The organism is Alicycliphilus denitrificans K601 (assembly GCF_000204645.1).
GTDB classification, from domain to species: Bacteria; Pseudomonadota; Gammaproteobacteria; order Burkholderiales; family Burkholderiaceae_C; genus Alicycliphilus; species Alicycliphilus denitrificans.
Window position 1 is genome coordinate 2,625,627 of the sequence record NC_015422.1, and the last position, 14,733, is coordinate 2,640,359.

Annotated in this window: 13 protein-coding genes; 9 read left to right on the forward strand and 4 right to left on the reverse strand. The window is 66.8% G+C overall.

The features are described 5' to 3' along the window. Positions 1–2 precede the first annotated feature (2 nt). A complete protein-coding gene (locus ALIDE2_RS12530) occupies positions 3–1,370 on the forward strand; it encodes a sensor histidine kinase (RefSeq protein ID WP_013519147.1) in 1,368 nt (455 codons plus the stop codon). Positions 1,371–1,385: 15 nt separating this feature from the next. On the opposite strand, the gene ALIDE2_RS12535 is transcribed toward ALIDE2_RS12530, so the two are convergent. The 4 genes from ALIDE2_RS12535 to ALIDE2_RS12550 are packed head-to-tail and all read right to left on the reverse strand — an operon-like array spanning position 1,386 to position 5,389. After that, complete coding sequence (locus tag ALIDE2_RS12535; RefSeq protein ID WP_013519148.1) at positions 1,386–2,156, reverse strand: enoyl-CoA hydratase/isomerase family protein; 771 nt, start codon at positions 2,154–2,156, stop codon at positions 1,386–1,388. A 4-nt stretch (positions 2,157–2,160) separates the two neighbouring features. Further along, entirely contained in the window at positions 2,161–3,123 is a 963-nt protein-coding gene (locus ALIDE2_RS12540) for a Bug family tripartite tricarboxylate transporter substrate binding protein (protein ID WP_013519149.1), read from the reverse strand. Positions 3,124–3,164: 41 nt separating this feature from the next. After that, the gene (locus ALIDE2_RS12545; RefSeq protein WP_013519150.1) at positions 3,165–4,172 is read right to left on the reverse strand and encodes an NADPH:quinone oxidoreductase family protein; all 1,008 of its coding nucleotides are present in this window, start codon (positions 4,170–4,172) and stop codon (positions 3,165–3,167) included. After that, on the reverse strand, positions 4,172–5,389 hold the full coding sequence (locus ALIDE2_RS12550; RefSeq protein ID WP_013519151.1) for a CaiB/BaiF CoA transferase family protein: 1,218 nt from the start codon (positions 5,387–5,389) through the stop codon (positions 4,172–4,174). The genes ALIDE2_RS12545 and ALIDE2_RS12550 overlap by 1 nt, the downstream gene beginning before the upstream one ends. Positions 5,390–5,526: 137 nt before the next feature. Between ALIDE2_RS12550 and ALIDE2_RS12555 the strand changes: the two genes are divergently transcribed. The 8 genes from ALIDE2_RS12555 to ALIDE2_RS12590 all read left to right on the forward strand — a co-directional run bounded on the left by ALIDE2_RS12555 (position 5,527) and on the right by ALIDE2_RS12590 (position 14,563). Then, complete coding sequence (locus tag ALIDE2_RS12555) at positions 5,527–6,696, forward strand: acyl-CoA dehydrogenase family protein (RefSeq protein ID WP_013519152.1); 1,170 nt, start codon at positions 5,527–5,529, stop codon at positions 6,694–6,696. Positions 6,697–6,712: 16 nt separating this feature from the next. After that, positions 6,713–7,768 carry a hypothetical protein gene (locus tag ALIDE2_RS12560; RefSeq protein WP_013519153.1) on the forward strand — a complete coding sequence of 352 codons (1,056 nt, stop codon included), beginning with the start codon at positions 6,713–6,715 and terminating at the stop codon, positions 7,766–7,768. Positions 7,769–7,785: 17 nt separating this feature from the next. Beyond that, complete coding sequence (locus tag ALIDE2_RS12565; RefSeq protein ID WP_013722209.1) at positions 7,786–8,922, forward strand: CaiB/BaiF CoA transferase family protein; 1,137 nt, start codon at positions 7,786–7,788, stop codon at positions 8,920–8,922. Positions 8,923–9,073: 151 nt separating this feature from the next. After that, positions 9,074–9,715, forward strand: a complete 642-nt coding sequence (locus ALIDE2_RS12570; RefSeq protein ID WP_013519155.1) for a TetR/AcrR family transcriptional regulator — start codon at positions 9,074–9,076, stop codon at positions 9,713–9,715. 149 nt (positions 9,716–9,864) lie between these two features. Then, on the forward strand, positions 9,865–11,580 hold the full coding sequence (locus ALIDE2_RS12575; RefSeq protein WP_013722210.1) for an electron transfer flavoprotein-ubiquinone oxidoreductase: 1,716 nt from the start codon (positions 9,865–9,867) through the stop codon (positions 11,578–11,580). Between the two features lie 238 nt (positions 11,581–11,818). Then, positions 11,819–12,787 (forward strand): ABC transporter substrate-binding protein, encoded by a 969-nt coding sequence (locus ALIDE2_RS12580; protein ID WP_013519157.1) that lies wholly within the window; start codon positions 11,819–11,821, stop codon positions 12,785–12,787. A gap of 81 nt (positions 12,788–12,868) precedes the next feature. Continuing rightward, positions 12,869–13,756 (forward strand): ABC transporter permease, encoded by an 888-nt coding sequence (locus ALIDE2_RS12585; protein WP_013519158.1) that lies wholly within the window; start codon positions 12,869–12,871, stop codon positions 13,754–13,756. A gap of 12 nt (positions 13,757–13,768) precedes the next feature. Beyond that, a complete protein-coding gene (locus tag ALIDE2_RS12590) occupies positions 13,769–14,563 on the forward strand; it encodes an ABC transporter ATP-binding protein (protein ID WP_013519159.1) in 795 nt (264 codons plus the stop codon). Positions 14,564–14,733: the final 170 nt, after the last annotated feature.

The window sequence follows — 14,733 nt, forward strand, 5'->3', positions numbered from 1 at the left end:
ACATGAGCGCACCAGCCCCGCCGCTGCCCTCCGAGCGCGCGCAAAGCCTGGCCGTGCGGCTTACCCGCGCCCTCATCCTCTGGGTCGGGGGCGTGTGGCTGCTGTGCGCGCTGGGCGTGACCTGGTACACCGACAGGGAGATCAATTTCAACTTCGATGACGAACTGGTCGAAGTCTCGCACCGCATGTTCGACATCGCGCTGGAGCATCTGGACGCGGAGGGGCCGCGCGGCGACGCCGATGGCCCGCTGATCCTGCCCGCGCCGGGCTCCTTCGCCGACGCCGACCTGCTCTACCAGCTCGTCGAGCCCGACACCCATCGCGTGCTGGCCCGCTCCGCCGAGGCCAGTGCCGAGCAGTTCGACGTGCCGCTGGCCCCGGGCTTCGAAAGCACCCACGCCTGGCGCGTATACACCCTGCGCCACCCCACCCGCCCGATCTACATGCAGGTCGCCGATCCCCTTCGGGAACGCCGCGAGGCCGTGAACCGCACCCTGTTCGGACTCATCATCGCCATGGTGGCCATGCTGCCGCTGCTGGCACTGCTGCTGCAGCGCATCGCCCGCCGTGAGCTGCGGGTGCTGGACACGCTCAAGCACGAAATCAGCCTGCGCAACGAGCTGCTGCTGACCCCCATCGACCTGCCCGGCCTGCCGCGCGAGCTGCGCAGCGTGGAAGACCACGTGAACCGCCTGCTGGAGCGCCTGGCGCTGGCGCTCGACGTGGAGCGTGCCCTGGCGGCCAACGCCGCGCACGAATTGCGCACACCGCTCACCGCGGCCCGCCTGCGGCTGCAGACCGCGCTGGAACACGGCCTGAGCCCCGCCGACGTGCAGGCGGCCGTCACCGCGCTGCAGACGCTGAGCCAGCGCACCGAAAAACTGCTGCAGCTCTCGCGCGCTGAATCCAGCGCCCCCTTCACCCGCCATCCCGTGGACCTGGAGCAACTGGCCACCACCGTGGCCCAGGAGTTCTGGCAGGAAGAGCACGCGGTGGACCGTCTCGATCTGGTGCAGGCCTACGAAGGGCCCGCCCCCGTGGCGCTGGGCGACTTCGACGCCCTCGCCATCGCGCTGCGCAACCTGGTGGAGAACGCGCTTGCCTATGCCGGCGACAGCCCCGTGGAACTCATCGTCGGACCGGGCTGCGCACTGGCCGTGCGCGACCATGGCCCCGGCGTGAGCGGCGACCGCCTGCAGGCCCTGAAGCGGCGCCACGTGCGCCACAGCGCGGAGCGCACGGGCTACGGGCTGGGCCTGTCCATCGTGGCCACCATTGCCGAGAAGCACGATGCGCGGTTCACGCTGTGCTCGCCGCTGGCGGGCGAGCGCGGTGGCTTCGAGGCCCGGCTGGAATTCACGCCGGCCTGACGACGCGGGAAGTCTTCAGCGGCCGCGGAATTGCGGTTTGCGCTTCTCGACGAAAGCACGATTGCCTTCGATGCGGTCCTCGCTCGTGTACGGATTTGGGCCGGTGTTCAGGCGCAACGCGGCGGCCGTCGGCAGGCCGGCGCTCTTGAGCGCTACGGCCTTCATACGCTGCACGGAAAGAGGCGCGTTGCCGGCGATCCTGGCGGCGAGGTGCTCCGTGAATCGCAGCAGCTCGGATGGCTCCACCACATGGTTGACGAGGCCCAGCCGGCTGGCAGCCGCCATGTCGATGAGGTCGCCCGTGTAGAGCAGCTCCAGCGCGAGGCCTCTGGGAATCAGCTGGGGCAGCACGACGCTGCCGAAGTTCGCCCCCATCCCGACGCGCGCCTCGGGCAGGCCCAGCCGCGCGGTGGATGACGCCACCCGGATATCGCACGCCAGCGCGAGCTCGCAGCCTCCACCCGCGGCAACGCCGTTGATTGCCGCGATGGTCGGCTTGCCCAGCTCCAGGATCACCTCGTTGGGGTTGCGCCCCGCGCCGCCCATCGGGTGGATCATCGGGCCCGAGGCGTCGAGCTCCTTGAGGTCCACGCCTGCCGAGAACGCGCGCTCGCCGGCACCCGTGTAGACCACGACCCGAACCTCGGGATTCGCATCCAGTTCGAGAGACGCATCGACCAGCGCCGCGAACGTCGCCTTCGCCAGCGCGTTCATGCGGTCGGGACGGTCGATGGTCACCCAGCCGACATGGCCCCTGACTTCGGTTGTCACTCCGCCGCCGCTCATGGGCTCAGTTCTCCGGCTGCAGGCCTGCATTCTTCATCACGCCGAGCCAGACCTGGCGCTCCTGCTCGGCGAAGGCGGCAAACTGCTCGGCCGTCAGGTGGCTGGGCGTCACGCTGTTGTCCGCCATGCGCTTGCGCACTGCCGGCTTGTCGGACGCGGCGCGCAGCGCGTCGTTCAGGATCTTCACCACGGAAGGGCTGGTACCCTTGGGAGCCCAGACGCCGTACCAGGCGGTGACGTCGAAGCCGGGCATGCCCGACTCGGCGATGGTGGGTACATCGGGCAGCTCCGGCATGCGGTCCTTGGTCGACACCGCCAACGCGCGCAGCCGCCCTCCCTTGATCTGCGCCATCACGCTTGCCGCGGTGGAATACAGCAGGTCCACGTGCCCGCCCAGCACGTTGGTGAGCGCAGGCGCCGTGCCGCTGAAGGCGATGTGGGTCATCTTGACCTTGGCCTGCATGGCCACACGCTCGCCCGTCAGGTGGGGAAGCGACCCCTGCGCCCCGGAAGCAAACGTGAGGTTCTTGGTCTTCGCGGCCTCCAGGACTTCCTTGAAGCTCCGATAGGGAGAGTTCTCGGCGACGACGACCAGGATCGGCGCGGACCCCAGGATGCCGACCGGCTTGAAATCCTTCATCGAGTCGAAGGGCAACTTCTGGTACATGCCGTCGTACATCACGTGCTGGGACGTGTTGGCGAGCAAGGTATAGCCATCGGGCTTGGCGCCGGCGACGAATTTCGCGCCGATCGTTCCGGATGCGCCGGGCTTCTGCTCGATGACCAGCGGCTGACCCAAAATGGACGAGAACTCCTCCGACAGGAGACGGGCGAAAGTCTCCGTGGTGCCGCCCGCCTGGTACGGCGAAATCAGCGTGATAGGCCGCGACGGGTATTTGTCCTGGGCGAAGGACGGGACCGCGAGCGCCGCGAGAGAGGCGGCAAGTGCGATTCGGCGAGTGAGCATGGGTGTCTCCTTGGGGGTTGAAAAAATGAGGGCAGTGGCCGCTAGCCGGCCTGCGGCCGCAAGATCACCCGGCCGACGACCGCGCGAGAGGCGATCATTTCGAGGGCCGTGCGGAAGTCGGAAAGAGGCAGGACTGCGTGGACAAACGGCTTGAGCTTTCCCTGGATCACCCACTCGAAAAGCTCCGCATAGGCAGCGCGCATCCGCGCGTCGTTGGAGGGGAGCACCGGCTGGCGGCCCCAGCCGAAGTAGTAGCCCCAGTAGATGCCCAGGACGGTGATGTTCTTGACCAGCACGATATTGGCCGGCACGGTCGGAATGGTCCCCCCGGCGAATCCCATGGGGATGATCCGGCCCTCGGGCGCGATGCAGCGCAGCGACGTGTCGAAGGTCAAGCCGCCCACCGGGTCGTAGACCACGTCGGCGCCGCGCTTCCGCGTGATTTCCAGCACGGCTTCGCGCCAGTCCTGCTCCCGGTAGTTGATGGCGTGCTCCGCCCCGCGGCTGCGAGCGATTTCGAGCTTCTCATCCGAGCCTGCGGTCGCAATCACCCGCCCTCCCAGCGCCTTGGCCACCTCAACGGCCGCCAGCCCGCTTCCGCCGCCGGCGCCATGCACCAGCACGAATTCAGACGGGGCAAGCTGCGCGCGCCATTTCAGTGCACCGTATGCCGTTCCATAGATGGTGGGGAACTGGGCGCCATCCTCGAAGCCGACGGAATCGGGAAGATCGAACACCGTCTGCTGCGGCGCGACGACTTCCTGCGCATAGCCGCCGGATTGCACGCCGGCGATGACGCGGTCGCCGGGCCTGAACCGCGAGACGTCGCCCGCGACCTCGGTGACGACGCCGGCCACCTCCGTCCCCGGAATCAAGGGCAGAGGTGCCTTGTTCTGGTGCTTCCCGGCCATCACCAAAAGACTGGCGAAGCTCGCGCTTGCGGCTTCGACACGCACCCGCACGCATCCCGGCCGCATCGGCGGCGGCGCCACGTCCTCCAGGCGGGCGATGTCCAGTCCGCCGTATTCCCTGCATACAACCGCTTTCATCAGTCCTCTCCCTTCGATGCGCCGCTGGCGAACATCTGCGCGATCTCCGGCGCGGAATAACCAGCCTCGGCCAATACCTCCGCGCTGTGCTCGCCAAGCCGGGGCGTCGGGCGGGTGGGCCGCGGCTGGGTTCTCGACCAGTTGCTCGTCTTGGCTATGGCCCGGATCAGTCCCTCCGACGGGTGGTCGATCTGCTGATAGAAGCCCGAGCCCGCAAGGTGCCCGTTCGTGATCAGCGACTCCATGGTCTCGATGCTCGCGACCGGGATGTCGGCGGCCTCCAGGCACTCCACCCACTCGGCCGTGGTCCTGGTCTTCAGAATGCTTTCGACCCTGGCGTACAAGGCCTCCAGGTTCTGGGTGCGTTGCGCCATCGCCTGGAACCGCGGGTCGTCCATGACCTCGGGGTGGCCGACTGCATCGAAGAAGGTCCGCCACTGCCTGTCGGTCAGCACCATCATGCTCAGATGCCCGTCCAGCGTCGGGAGCGGGCGGCGGATGGATACGTAGCGCTGGTACACGGGGGGGCCGATGGGCGGCTCGAACGTGAGACCCGCCATGTGGTCGGCCAGCACCAGAGCCGCGATGGTTTCCATCATGGGCACCTCCACGTGCTGCCCCTCGCCGGTCCTGGCCCTGTGGAACAGCGCGCCCAACGCCGCGTTCGCCGCGCAGATGCCGGTGACCCGATCGGCGACCGCAATGGGTGCGTACCGCGCGGGCCCGCCGCTCGGGCAAAGCGATGGAATGCCGGCCGCCGCCTGGATCAAGTCGTCATAGGCGGGCTTGTCCGCAGCCATCCCGCCGCTGCCGTAGCCGACGATGTTGACGTAGACGAGCCCGGGATTCGCCGGGGCGAGCCGCGCGTAGTCCAGGCCGAGGCGCGCCATTGCCTTGGGCCGCGTGTTGCAGATCAGCACGTCGGCCGTCCTTGCGAGCCGTCTGAAGGCTTCGCGGGCGCTTTCGAGCTTGAGGTCCAGCACCACGCTGCGCTTGCTCCGGTTCGTGTGCAGGAACATGGCCCCCATGCCGTGGTGGCGGGCCGGCCCCATGCCGCGGATGCTGTCGCCTTCCGGCGGCTCCACCTTGATGACGTCCGCGCCCATGTCCCCGAGGATTTGTGTCGCGACGGGCCCGGACAGGGCCGCGGTGATGTCGAGTACGCGTACCCCGGAGAGGGGGCCGCCGTTCGATGGATTGCTCAAGCAGACCTCCATACATACTACTTGGTATAAATACTACCAAGTATTTTTTTCAACACAAGCCTTGCTTACCCCAGTTGCCATCGGTTCCTGCCGAAGCTAGGATACCAAGTAGTATTTTTTAAGCACACTCGTTTTCACTGGAGATTCGTATGGATGCACTTTGGGAGATGCCGCTGGACGCCGAGGCAAGGAGATGGCAGGAGCTGGCAGCCAGGTTGACGGAAAGCAACTTCGCGCCATTGGCCGACGCCATTGACCGGGAGCAGCGCTACCCCGTCGAGCATCTCCGGCCGCTGCTCGAATCCGGCATTTCCGGGATGTTCCTGCCGAAGGCCTATGGCGGCGGCGGCGCTTCGCTGGTCGCGCTTGCCACCGTGGTGGAGACAATTGCCGCCGGATGCGGCTCCACGGCGGCCATCATGGCCGCGCTGTCCCTTGGCGCGTTCCCCGTTCTCCTGGGCGGCAATGAAGAGCAGAAGCAGGCCTTGCTGGGAGGGCTCGCGCGCCGGGGCGAGGCCGTGAACTTCGCGCTGAGCGAGCGCGGAGCGGGCTCGGATGCCGCCGCCATCACCGCCACGGCGGTTCGCGAGGGCGACGGATGGCGGATCCGCGGCGAGAAATGCTGGCTGGGCAACGGCGGCCACTCGGAGCATTTCATCGTCTTCGCCTTGACGGGCGAGCCTGGCGCCAGGAACAACATCAGCGCCTTCTGGGTCCCCCGGTCCACGCCCGGCGCAGCCGTGGACTTCTACGAAGACAAGATGGGCATCCGCGGCACCACGACCACCAACTTCAAGGTGGACGTGTGGGTGCCCCGGTCGAGCATGGTCGGAAGCGAAGGGCATGGCCTGAAGCTGGCCCTGTCGACGCTCAACATTGGGCGCATCGTCGTTGCCGCCCAGGCCCTGGGCATCGCGCTGTGCAGCTATCGCGCGGCGGCGGAATTCGCCACGCAGCGCCAGACATTCGGGCAGGCCATCATCGACCACCAGGGCGTCGGCTTCATGCTCGCCGATGCGGCCACCAGCCTTTCCGCCGCGCGGATGATGGTCTACGAGGCGGCAAAAGCCTACGACGAGGGGCGCGACGTCAGCACGCTCGGTGCCATGGCCAAGCTGTTCGCCAGCGAAGCGGCCCACAAGGTCTGCGACGACGCCATGCAGATCCTCGGCGGCCGTGGCTACGTCAAGCCCAGCGCCGTGGAGCGCTGCTACCGGGACCAGCGCATCACCGAAATCTACGAGGGGACCTCGGAGATCCAGCGCCTCGTCATCGCGCGCGCGGTGAAGCGCTCGGCGGCACGCCCTCTGAACCACTGATTTGAGAGACGACACCGTGAACACAGACATCAAGAACGAGCCCGTCGGCGCATGGAAGGCCGTTGCCGAGTGGTACCACGCGTACTTCACCGGCATCGTGCTGTACACCGTTTCCAGAATGGGGCCGGCAAAGGCCGAGGAACTGGTCTACGAAATCTTCTGCCGCCAGCGCCGCGAGCGCTTCCTGTGCGGCCTCAAGAAGCTGGGCATCGACACCCTGCCCCCCGCCGTGGCTGCGGCGCAGTACCACTACCTGTCGAACCACATCGGTGGGGTTTCCGTCGAGTACATGTACGAGTCCGAGCGCAAGGCGTGGATCCGGTATGCCGCGCCCCGCTGGATCTGGGCCGGGACTGCGCTGTGTGGCATCCCCCCTGAGGTCTCCCGCGCGATGCTGCTCGGCTGGCACGCGCAGAACGGCACGATGCTCGGGAATCCGCGCCTGGGCTTCGTCTGCACCAAGCAGACGGTCGACGGGCAATCCGGTCTCGAAGGCTATTACTGCGAGTACGACCGCGACCTGCAGCCGCACGAGCGGCTTCGCTTCGCCCGCCAGGAGGACGCGCCCGATTTCGACGCCGCCAAGGCGCCGAAGCTGCCCATCGATACCTGGCCCGCGGCGCGGCTCGCCAAGGCGCACCGCAACTACGCGATGGAATACGTGCGTTCGGCTTTTCCCACAGCTCTCCAGCTGTGGGGGCCCGACGAAGCCGCGCACAGGCTGCGGATGGCGGGCCGCATGGTGGGGATGCAGTTCTATCACGAGACCGCGAGAGGCCTGAGAGGCAACTACGCCCCCGACGCACGCGGGTTCGCAGGGTTCCTGGCGGACCTCGGCGCCGCGCATGGCGACAGGACCTCCGTCGTGGAGGCAGGCGGCGCATTCGAGGTGCGCCAGGAAGGATGGGCCTTCAGGGAGGGCCTGGACGAGTGGTCTCCCCTGCTGTCGCAGGCCTGGAATGGATTGCTCGAAGGCGCGCTTCAGGCGCACAACCGGCGGCTCGGCATGCAATTCGTGGACGGCAGCGGCTCCGGCAGGCTCGAACTGTCCTGGACCATTCGCGACAACTGAAATCGAGGACCATGTCGATGAGCACAGAACTTCGGCCCGGAGCGCTCGAGGGCATCAAGGTGGTGGACGCGTCCCGCGTGCTTGCCGGTCCGTTCGCAGGCCAGATCCTGGGCGACCACGGGGCGGACGTCATCAAGATCGAAAGCCCCGAGGGCGATGAATGCCGCGGGTTCGGCCCCCCGTTCGTGAACGGCAGCTCCGCCTATTTCAACGCGGTGAACCGCAACAAGCAAAGCGTCGTGCTCGACCTGGGGAAGGAGCAAGAGCGCCAGCGCCTGATGGACCTGCTGGCGACGGCAGACGTGCTGATCGAGAACTTCAAGCTCAGCACGCTGCAGTCCTGGGGCATTCCGGATGCGAGATGGTTCACGCAGACCTTCCCTCGCCTGGTCCACTGCCGGATCACGGGGTACGGCGACGAAGGCCCCTATGGCGGTCTGCCGGGGTACGACGCCGCGGTGCAGGCCATGGCAGGCCTCCTGTCCTTCAACGGCGACGCCGATGGCGAGCCTGTCCGGCTGGGGGTCCCGGTGGTGGACCTCACCACGGGGATGAACGCCGCGATGGCGGCGCTGCTGGCGCTGCAGGCGCGCACCAGGACCGGCCGCGGACAGTTGGCGGACGTGAGCCTGTACGACAGCGCGGTGTCGGTGGCGCACCCCTTCCTCACGAACTTCCTGCACTCCGGCAAGGTGCCGAGGCCGACGGGGAACCGCCATGCGAACATCGTTCCGTACAACGTATACAACACGGCCACGGTGCCTCTGTTCATCGCCGTGGCCAATGACCGGCTGTTCGGCAAGCTGTGCGGCCACCTCGGCGCCCCGGACCTCCCCAGGGACCCGCGATTCGCGACGAACCGGGCACGGGTCGAGAACCGGGATGCCCTGGAAGTCCGCCTCTGCGAGGTTTTTGCGCGGCTCGAAGGCGAGGCGCTTGGCGAGCGGCTGCTGGCGGACGGCGTACCCGCGGCCCCCATCCTGGACATCAAGGCCGTCGCCAGCTCGGAGCATGCGAAGTTCCGGCAAATGGTCGTGCGCCAGGATGGCTACGTCGGGCCAGGCATCCCCATCAAGCTCTCGGACACGCCCGCGAGCATCCGCCGGCCGCCGCCGGTGCTTGGAAACCTTTCTCCTGACGACGCCCGGGCGTGAGGGCCGGTTGCCGATCAAACCGCAGGACAACCGAGGAGGTGCCAGGTAGTATGTAAAGTATCGGCTTTCGGCCACCCGCTCATCTGCCATCGTGATCAGGACCCAGGAAATTCAAGCGTGGATCAATACCGACTATGAAGCGATGCCGCCCATGCAGCTGGCGCTTCTCGACGCCGCGGCCAAAGCGTTCACGATCTTCGGTTTTGCCGCAGCGTCCATCGATGTGATCGCAAGCCAGATAGGCGCCACCAAAGGCAGCGTCTACTACCACTACCGCAGCAAGTCCGAATTGTTCTTCGCCGTGCACAAGCGTGCCATGGTGATCAACCTCAGGGTCCAGATGCCGGTGCTCCAGGACAAATCCTTGAGCACCATCGAGAAGCTCTTCAACATGTGCCACCGGCATGCGATGGCCATGATGGATTCCCTCTACTACCAGCGCGTCACGGTGCAAGGCGTGGAGCTCCACCAGTCCATCAGCACCACGCCGCTGGAGCGGGAAGCCCTGCAGGAAGTGGTCGCCATGCGCGACGCCTACGAAGAGCTGTTCGAGCATGTGCTCGAGCAGGGGATGTCCGAAGGCGTGTTCGCTGCGCTCGACCCTTCGATCGCATCGAAGAGCATCCTGGGTTCGCTCAACTGGACGACCGTCTGGTACCGGCCGCGCGAGGGCGAGTCGGCAGCGGCCAAACTCCGGATCGCGGATCAATTGGCCCTGCAAGCCGTCTGCGGCATCGTCGCGGCGAAATCCAGGTCCAGGGTCCCCACCGCCGCGGCCCGTCTGCCCGCGTGAACGGGCACGCATCGCCCTGCCTGCATCCGCTTTCGCACGACCGTGCGATTGCACTGCGCCGGCGTGAATACAATCGCCGCCAGTAGAGCCCAGCCCATGGCTGCGCCGCTCGGCCATTTTCCAACGATCCAATACGAAGAGACCGCACGATGACGAACGAAGAAATCCTCAGCGCATACGGCCCGCGCGAAGCCATGGAATACGACGTGGTGATCGTCGGCGGAGGCCCGGCGGGCCTGTCCACGGCCATCCGCCTGAAACAACTGGCGGCCGAGCGCGGCACGGACGTCTCCGTCGTCGTGCTGGAAAAAGGCTCCGAGCCCGGCGCGCACATCCTCTCGGGCGCCATCATGGACCCGCGCGCGCTCACCGAACTCATCCCCGACTGGAAGGAACGCGGCGCGCCCCTGAACCAGCCCGTCACCGACGACGCCTACATCTTCCTGTCCGAAACCTCGGCCTTACGCGTGCCCAACGCCTTCCTGCCGCCGTTCGCGCACAACCACGGCAACTACATCGTGCGCCTGGGCGACGTGACCAAATGGCTGGCCGAACAGGCCGAAAGCCTGGGCGTGGAAATCTTCCCCGGCTTCCCCGCCGCCGAAGTGCTCTACACGGACGGCTCCGAGAATGGGGGCGTACCTGCGGTACGGGGCGTGGCCACCGGCAACATGGGGCTGGGCAAGGACGGCGAACCCACCGAGAACTTCCAGCTCGGCATGGAACTGCTGGGCAAGTACACCATCTTCGCCGAAGGCGCGCGCGGCCACCTGGGCAAGCAGCTCATCGCCCGCTACAAGCTCGACGACAACCGCGACCCGCAAAGCTTCGGCATCGGCGTCAAGGAACTGTGGGAAATCGACCCCAAGAAACACCAGCCCGGCTTCGTCATGCACACCGCCGGCTGGCCCATGGACAGCAAGACCTACGGCGGCGCCTTCCTGTACCACCTGGAAGACAACAAGGTGGCCCTGGGCTTCGTCACCGGCCTGGGCTACACCAACCCGTACCTGAGCCCCTTCGAGGAATTCCAGCGCTGGAAGACCCACCCCAACGTGCGCTGGTACTTCGAGAACGACAAAGGCGAAATCACCGCCAAGCGCCTCTCATACGGCGCGCGCGCCATCAACGCCAGCGGCATCAACTCCCTGCCCAAGACCATCTTCCCCGGCGGCGCGCTCGTGGGCTGCGACGCGGGCTACCTGAACGTCAGCCGCATCAAGGGCAGCCACTCGGCCATCAAGACCGGCATGCTCGCGGCCGAGGCCGCCTACGAGGCCATCCAAGCGGGCCGCCAGCACGACGAACTCACGGCCTACCCCAAGGCCTTCGAGGCAAGCTGGCTCTACACCGAACTCAACAAAGACCGCAACTTCAAGAACTGGTTCAAGTACGGCCTGGCCACCGCCACGCTGATGAACGGCTTCGAACAATTCGTGCTGCGCGGACACATCCCCTGGACGCTGCACCGCGAAAAGCCCGACCACGCGTACCTCAAGCCCGCGGCCGAGTGCAAGCCCATCGTCTACCCCAAGCCCGACGGCAAGCTCACCTTCGACCGGCTCTCCAGCGTCTTCATCAGCAACACCAACCACGAAGAGAACCAGCCCGCGCACCTCACGCTCAAGGACGCCTCGGTGCCCGTGAACGTGAACCTGGCCACATACGCGGGGCCCGAGGCGCGCTACTGCCCGGCCGGGGTGTACGAGTTCGTTCCCGACGAGGCCCATGCGGGCCAGCAGCGGCTGCAGATCAACGCGCAGAACTGCGTGCACTGCAAGACCTGCGACATCAAGGACCCGACGCAGAACATCGTCTGGGTCACGCCCGAGGGCGGCGGCGGGCCCAACTATTCGGGTATGTAAGTAGATCGCCATCCCCTATGTTTTTGATAGCTTGAAGCGCTTGTCCATCAAGTATTTCAGGCTGTTTTAATGGAATTTCCGGGCATCGCGCCATGCGCATGTTCCAGCGCTTTCGCCCGCGCATCGGCGCGGCGCAGGCGCTAGACTTGCTGCCCCGGGCCGCACGTCGTTCCTGCGGCGGCCCGGCCACGAAGAAGAGCGCAGGAAACACCGCACGTTCAATTGGAGAGTGAACCGTATGAAGAGCTTGTCTTGGGCGCCCCTGGGCGCATTCGCCCTGGCCATGGCCGCCCTCGCCCCCGTGGCCCACGCCCAGCAGAAGTCCGTGGCCGTCACGGCCATCGTGGAGCACCCTGCCCTCGACTCGGTGCGCGACGGCGTGCAGGCGGCGCTCAAGGAAGCGGGCTACGAATCGGGCAAGAACCTCAAGTGGCAGTACCAGAGCGCCCAGGGCAACACCGGCACGGCCGCCCAGATCGCGCGCAAGTTCGTGGGCGACAAGCCCGACGCCATCGTCGCCATCGCCACGCCCTCGGCACAGGCCGTGGTGGCCGCCACCAAGACCGTGCCCGTGGTGTTCTCCGCCGTGACCGACCCCGTGGCCGCCAAGCTCGTGCCCAACTGGGAGCCCAGCAAGACCAACGTGACCGGCGTGTCCGACCTGCTGGCGCTGGACAAGCAGATGGACCTGGTCAAGCAGGTGGTGCCCAATGCCAAGCGCGTGGGCATGGTCTACAACCCCGGCGAGGCCAACTCGGTGGTCGTTGTCAAGGAGCTCGAAAAGCTCCTGCCCAAGCTCGGCATGACCCTGGTCGAGGCCGCGGCCCCCCGCTCGGTGGACGTGAGCAGCGCCGCGCGCAGCCTCATCGGCAAGGTGGACGTGATCTACACCAACACCGACAACAACGTGGTCTCGGCCTACGAGTCGCTGGTCAAGGTGGGCCAGGACGCCAAGATCCCGCTCGTGGCATCGGACACCGACAGCGTCAAGCGCGGCGCCATCGCCGCCCTGGGCATCAACTACCGCGACCTGGGCGAGCAGACCGGCCGCATGGTGGTGCGCATCCTCAAGGGCGAGAAGCCCGGCGACATCAGGCCCGAGCTGAGCACCAAGATGGAGCTGTTCGTGAACCCCGGCGCGGCCGAGAAGCAGGGCGTGAAGCTCTCCGACGCGCTGATCAAGTCGGCCGCGCAGGTCGTTCAGTAACGACAGGCCGTTCGGCCCTCGCGCGCAGGAGCCCCTCCGGGCTCCTGCTTTGTTTTTGCCCCAAGCCCCAAGCCCCGCCCCATGTCCCTCTTTTCCCTGCTCGGCGCCGTTGAAATCGGCCTGATTTTCAGCCTGGTGGCGCTGGGGGTCTACATCTCCTTCCGGCTGCTGCGCTTTCCTGACCTCACGGTGGACGGCAGCTTTCCGCTGGGCGGCGCGGTCTGCGCCATCCTGATCTCCACGGGCACCAATCCCTGGCTCGCGACGCTCGCGGCCACGGCGGCCGGCGCGGTGGCGGGGCTGCTCACGGGCTGGCTCAACGTCAGGCTCAAGATCATGGACCTGCTGGCCAGCATCCTGATGATGATCGCCCTGTACTCGGTGAACCTGCGCATCATGGGCGGGCCCAACGTGCCGCTGATCAACGACACCACCCTCTTCACTCTGCTGCAACCCGAAAGCATCCCCGACTACGTGGCGCGCCCCATGGTCCTGTTCGTGATCGTGGTGCTCGCCAAGGTGGCGCTCGACTGGTTCTTCGCCACGGAGCGTGGCCTGGCGATCCGCGCCACCGGCTCCAACGCCCGCATGGCGCGCGCCCAGGGCATCAACACCGGGGCCATGGTGCTGCTGGGCATGGCCATCTCCAACGCGCTGGTGGGCCTGGCGGGCGCGCTGTTCGCGCAGACGCAGGGCGGCTCCGACATTTCCATGGGCATAGGCACCATCGTCATCGGCCTGGCCGCGGTGATCGTGGGCGAGTCCATCCTGCCGTCGCGGCGCATCGTCTACGCGACGCTGGCCGTCGTCGTGGGCGCCATCGTCTACCGCTTCTTCATCGCTGCGGCGCTCAACAGCGACTTCATCGGCCTCAAGGCGCAGGACCTGAACCTGGTCACCGCCGTGCTGGTCACCGTGGCGCTGGTGATTCCGCAGCTCAAGCGCAAGCTCGGCAGCCGCAAGGCCTAAGGAGAGAACGCCATGCTGAGCGCACAAGACCTTTTCATTACCTTCAACCCGGGCACGCCCATAGAGACGCGCGCGCTGCGCGGCATGTCGCTGGAGATCCCGGCAGGGCAGTTCGTCACCGTCATCGGCTCCAACGGCGCGGGCAAGTCCACCTTCCTCAACGCGATCTCGGGCGACATCGGCGTGGACACCGGCCGCATCGCCATCGACGGCCTGGACGTGACGCGCAGCCCCGTGTGGGAGCGCGCCGAGCGCGTCTCGCGCGTGTTCCAGGACCCCATGGCGGGCACCTGCGAGGACCTGACCATCGAGGAGAACATGGCCCTGGCCCAGCAGCGTGGCACGCGCCGCGGCCTGCGCGGCGCCGTCAAGCAGGCCGAGCGCGCCATGTACCGCGAGCGCCTGTCCACGCTGGGCCTGGGACTGGAGAACCGCCTCACCGACCGCATCGGCCTGCTCTCGGGCGGCCAGCGCCAGGCCGTGAGCCTGCTCATGGCGGCGCTGCAGCCATCGCGCATCCTGCTGCTGGACGAGCACACCGCGGCGCTCGACCCGCGCACGGCCGACTTCGTGCTGCAACTCACGGCGCGCATCGTGCAGGAGAACAAGCTCACCACCATGATGGTCACGCACAGCATGCGCCAGGCGCTCGACGTGGGCGAGCGCACGGTGATGCTGCACCAGGGCCAGGTGGTGCTGGACGTGTCCGGCGAGGAACGCGCGCGCCTGGACGTGCCCGACCTGCTGAAGATGTTCGAGAAGGTGCGCGGCGAGAAGCTGGCGGACGACGCGCTGCTGCTGGGCTGAGGCCAGGCAGCCCGCCGTTTTCACCCCGCAGGAAGTCTGCCACTGGCGGACTTTCTTTTTTGATAGCAGCTGGCGCGCGCCAGTCCTTGATTTCAAGCGTTTTCACTCTGGAAAGCAAGATAAACCAAGCGCGAGCAGCTATCGAAATTGACAGCTTCCAACAGACGCCG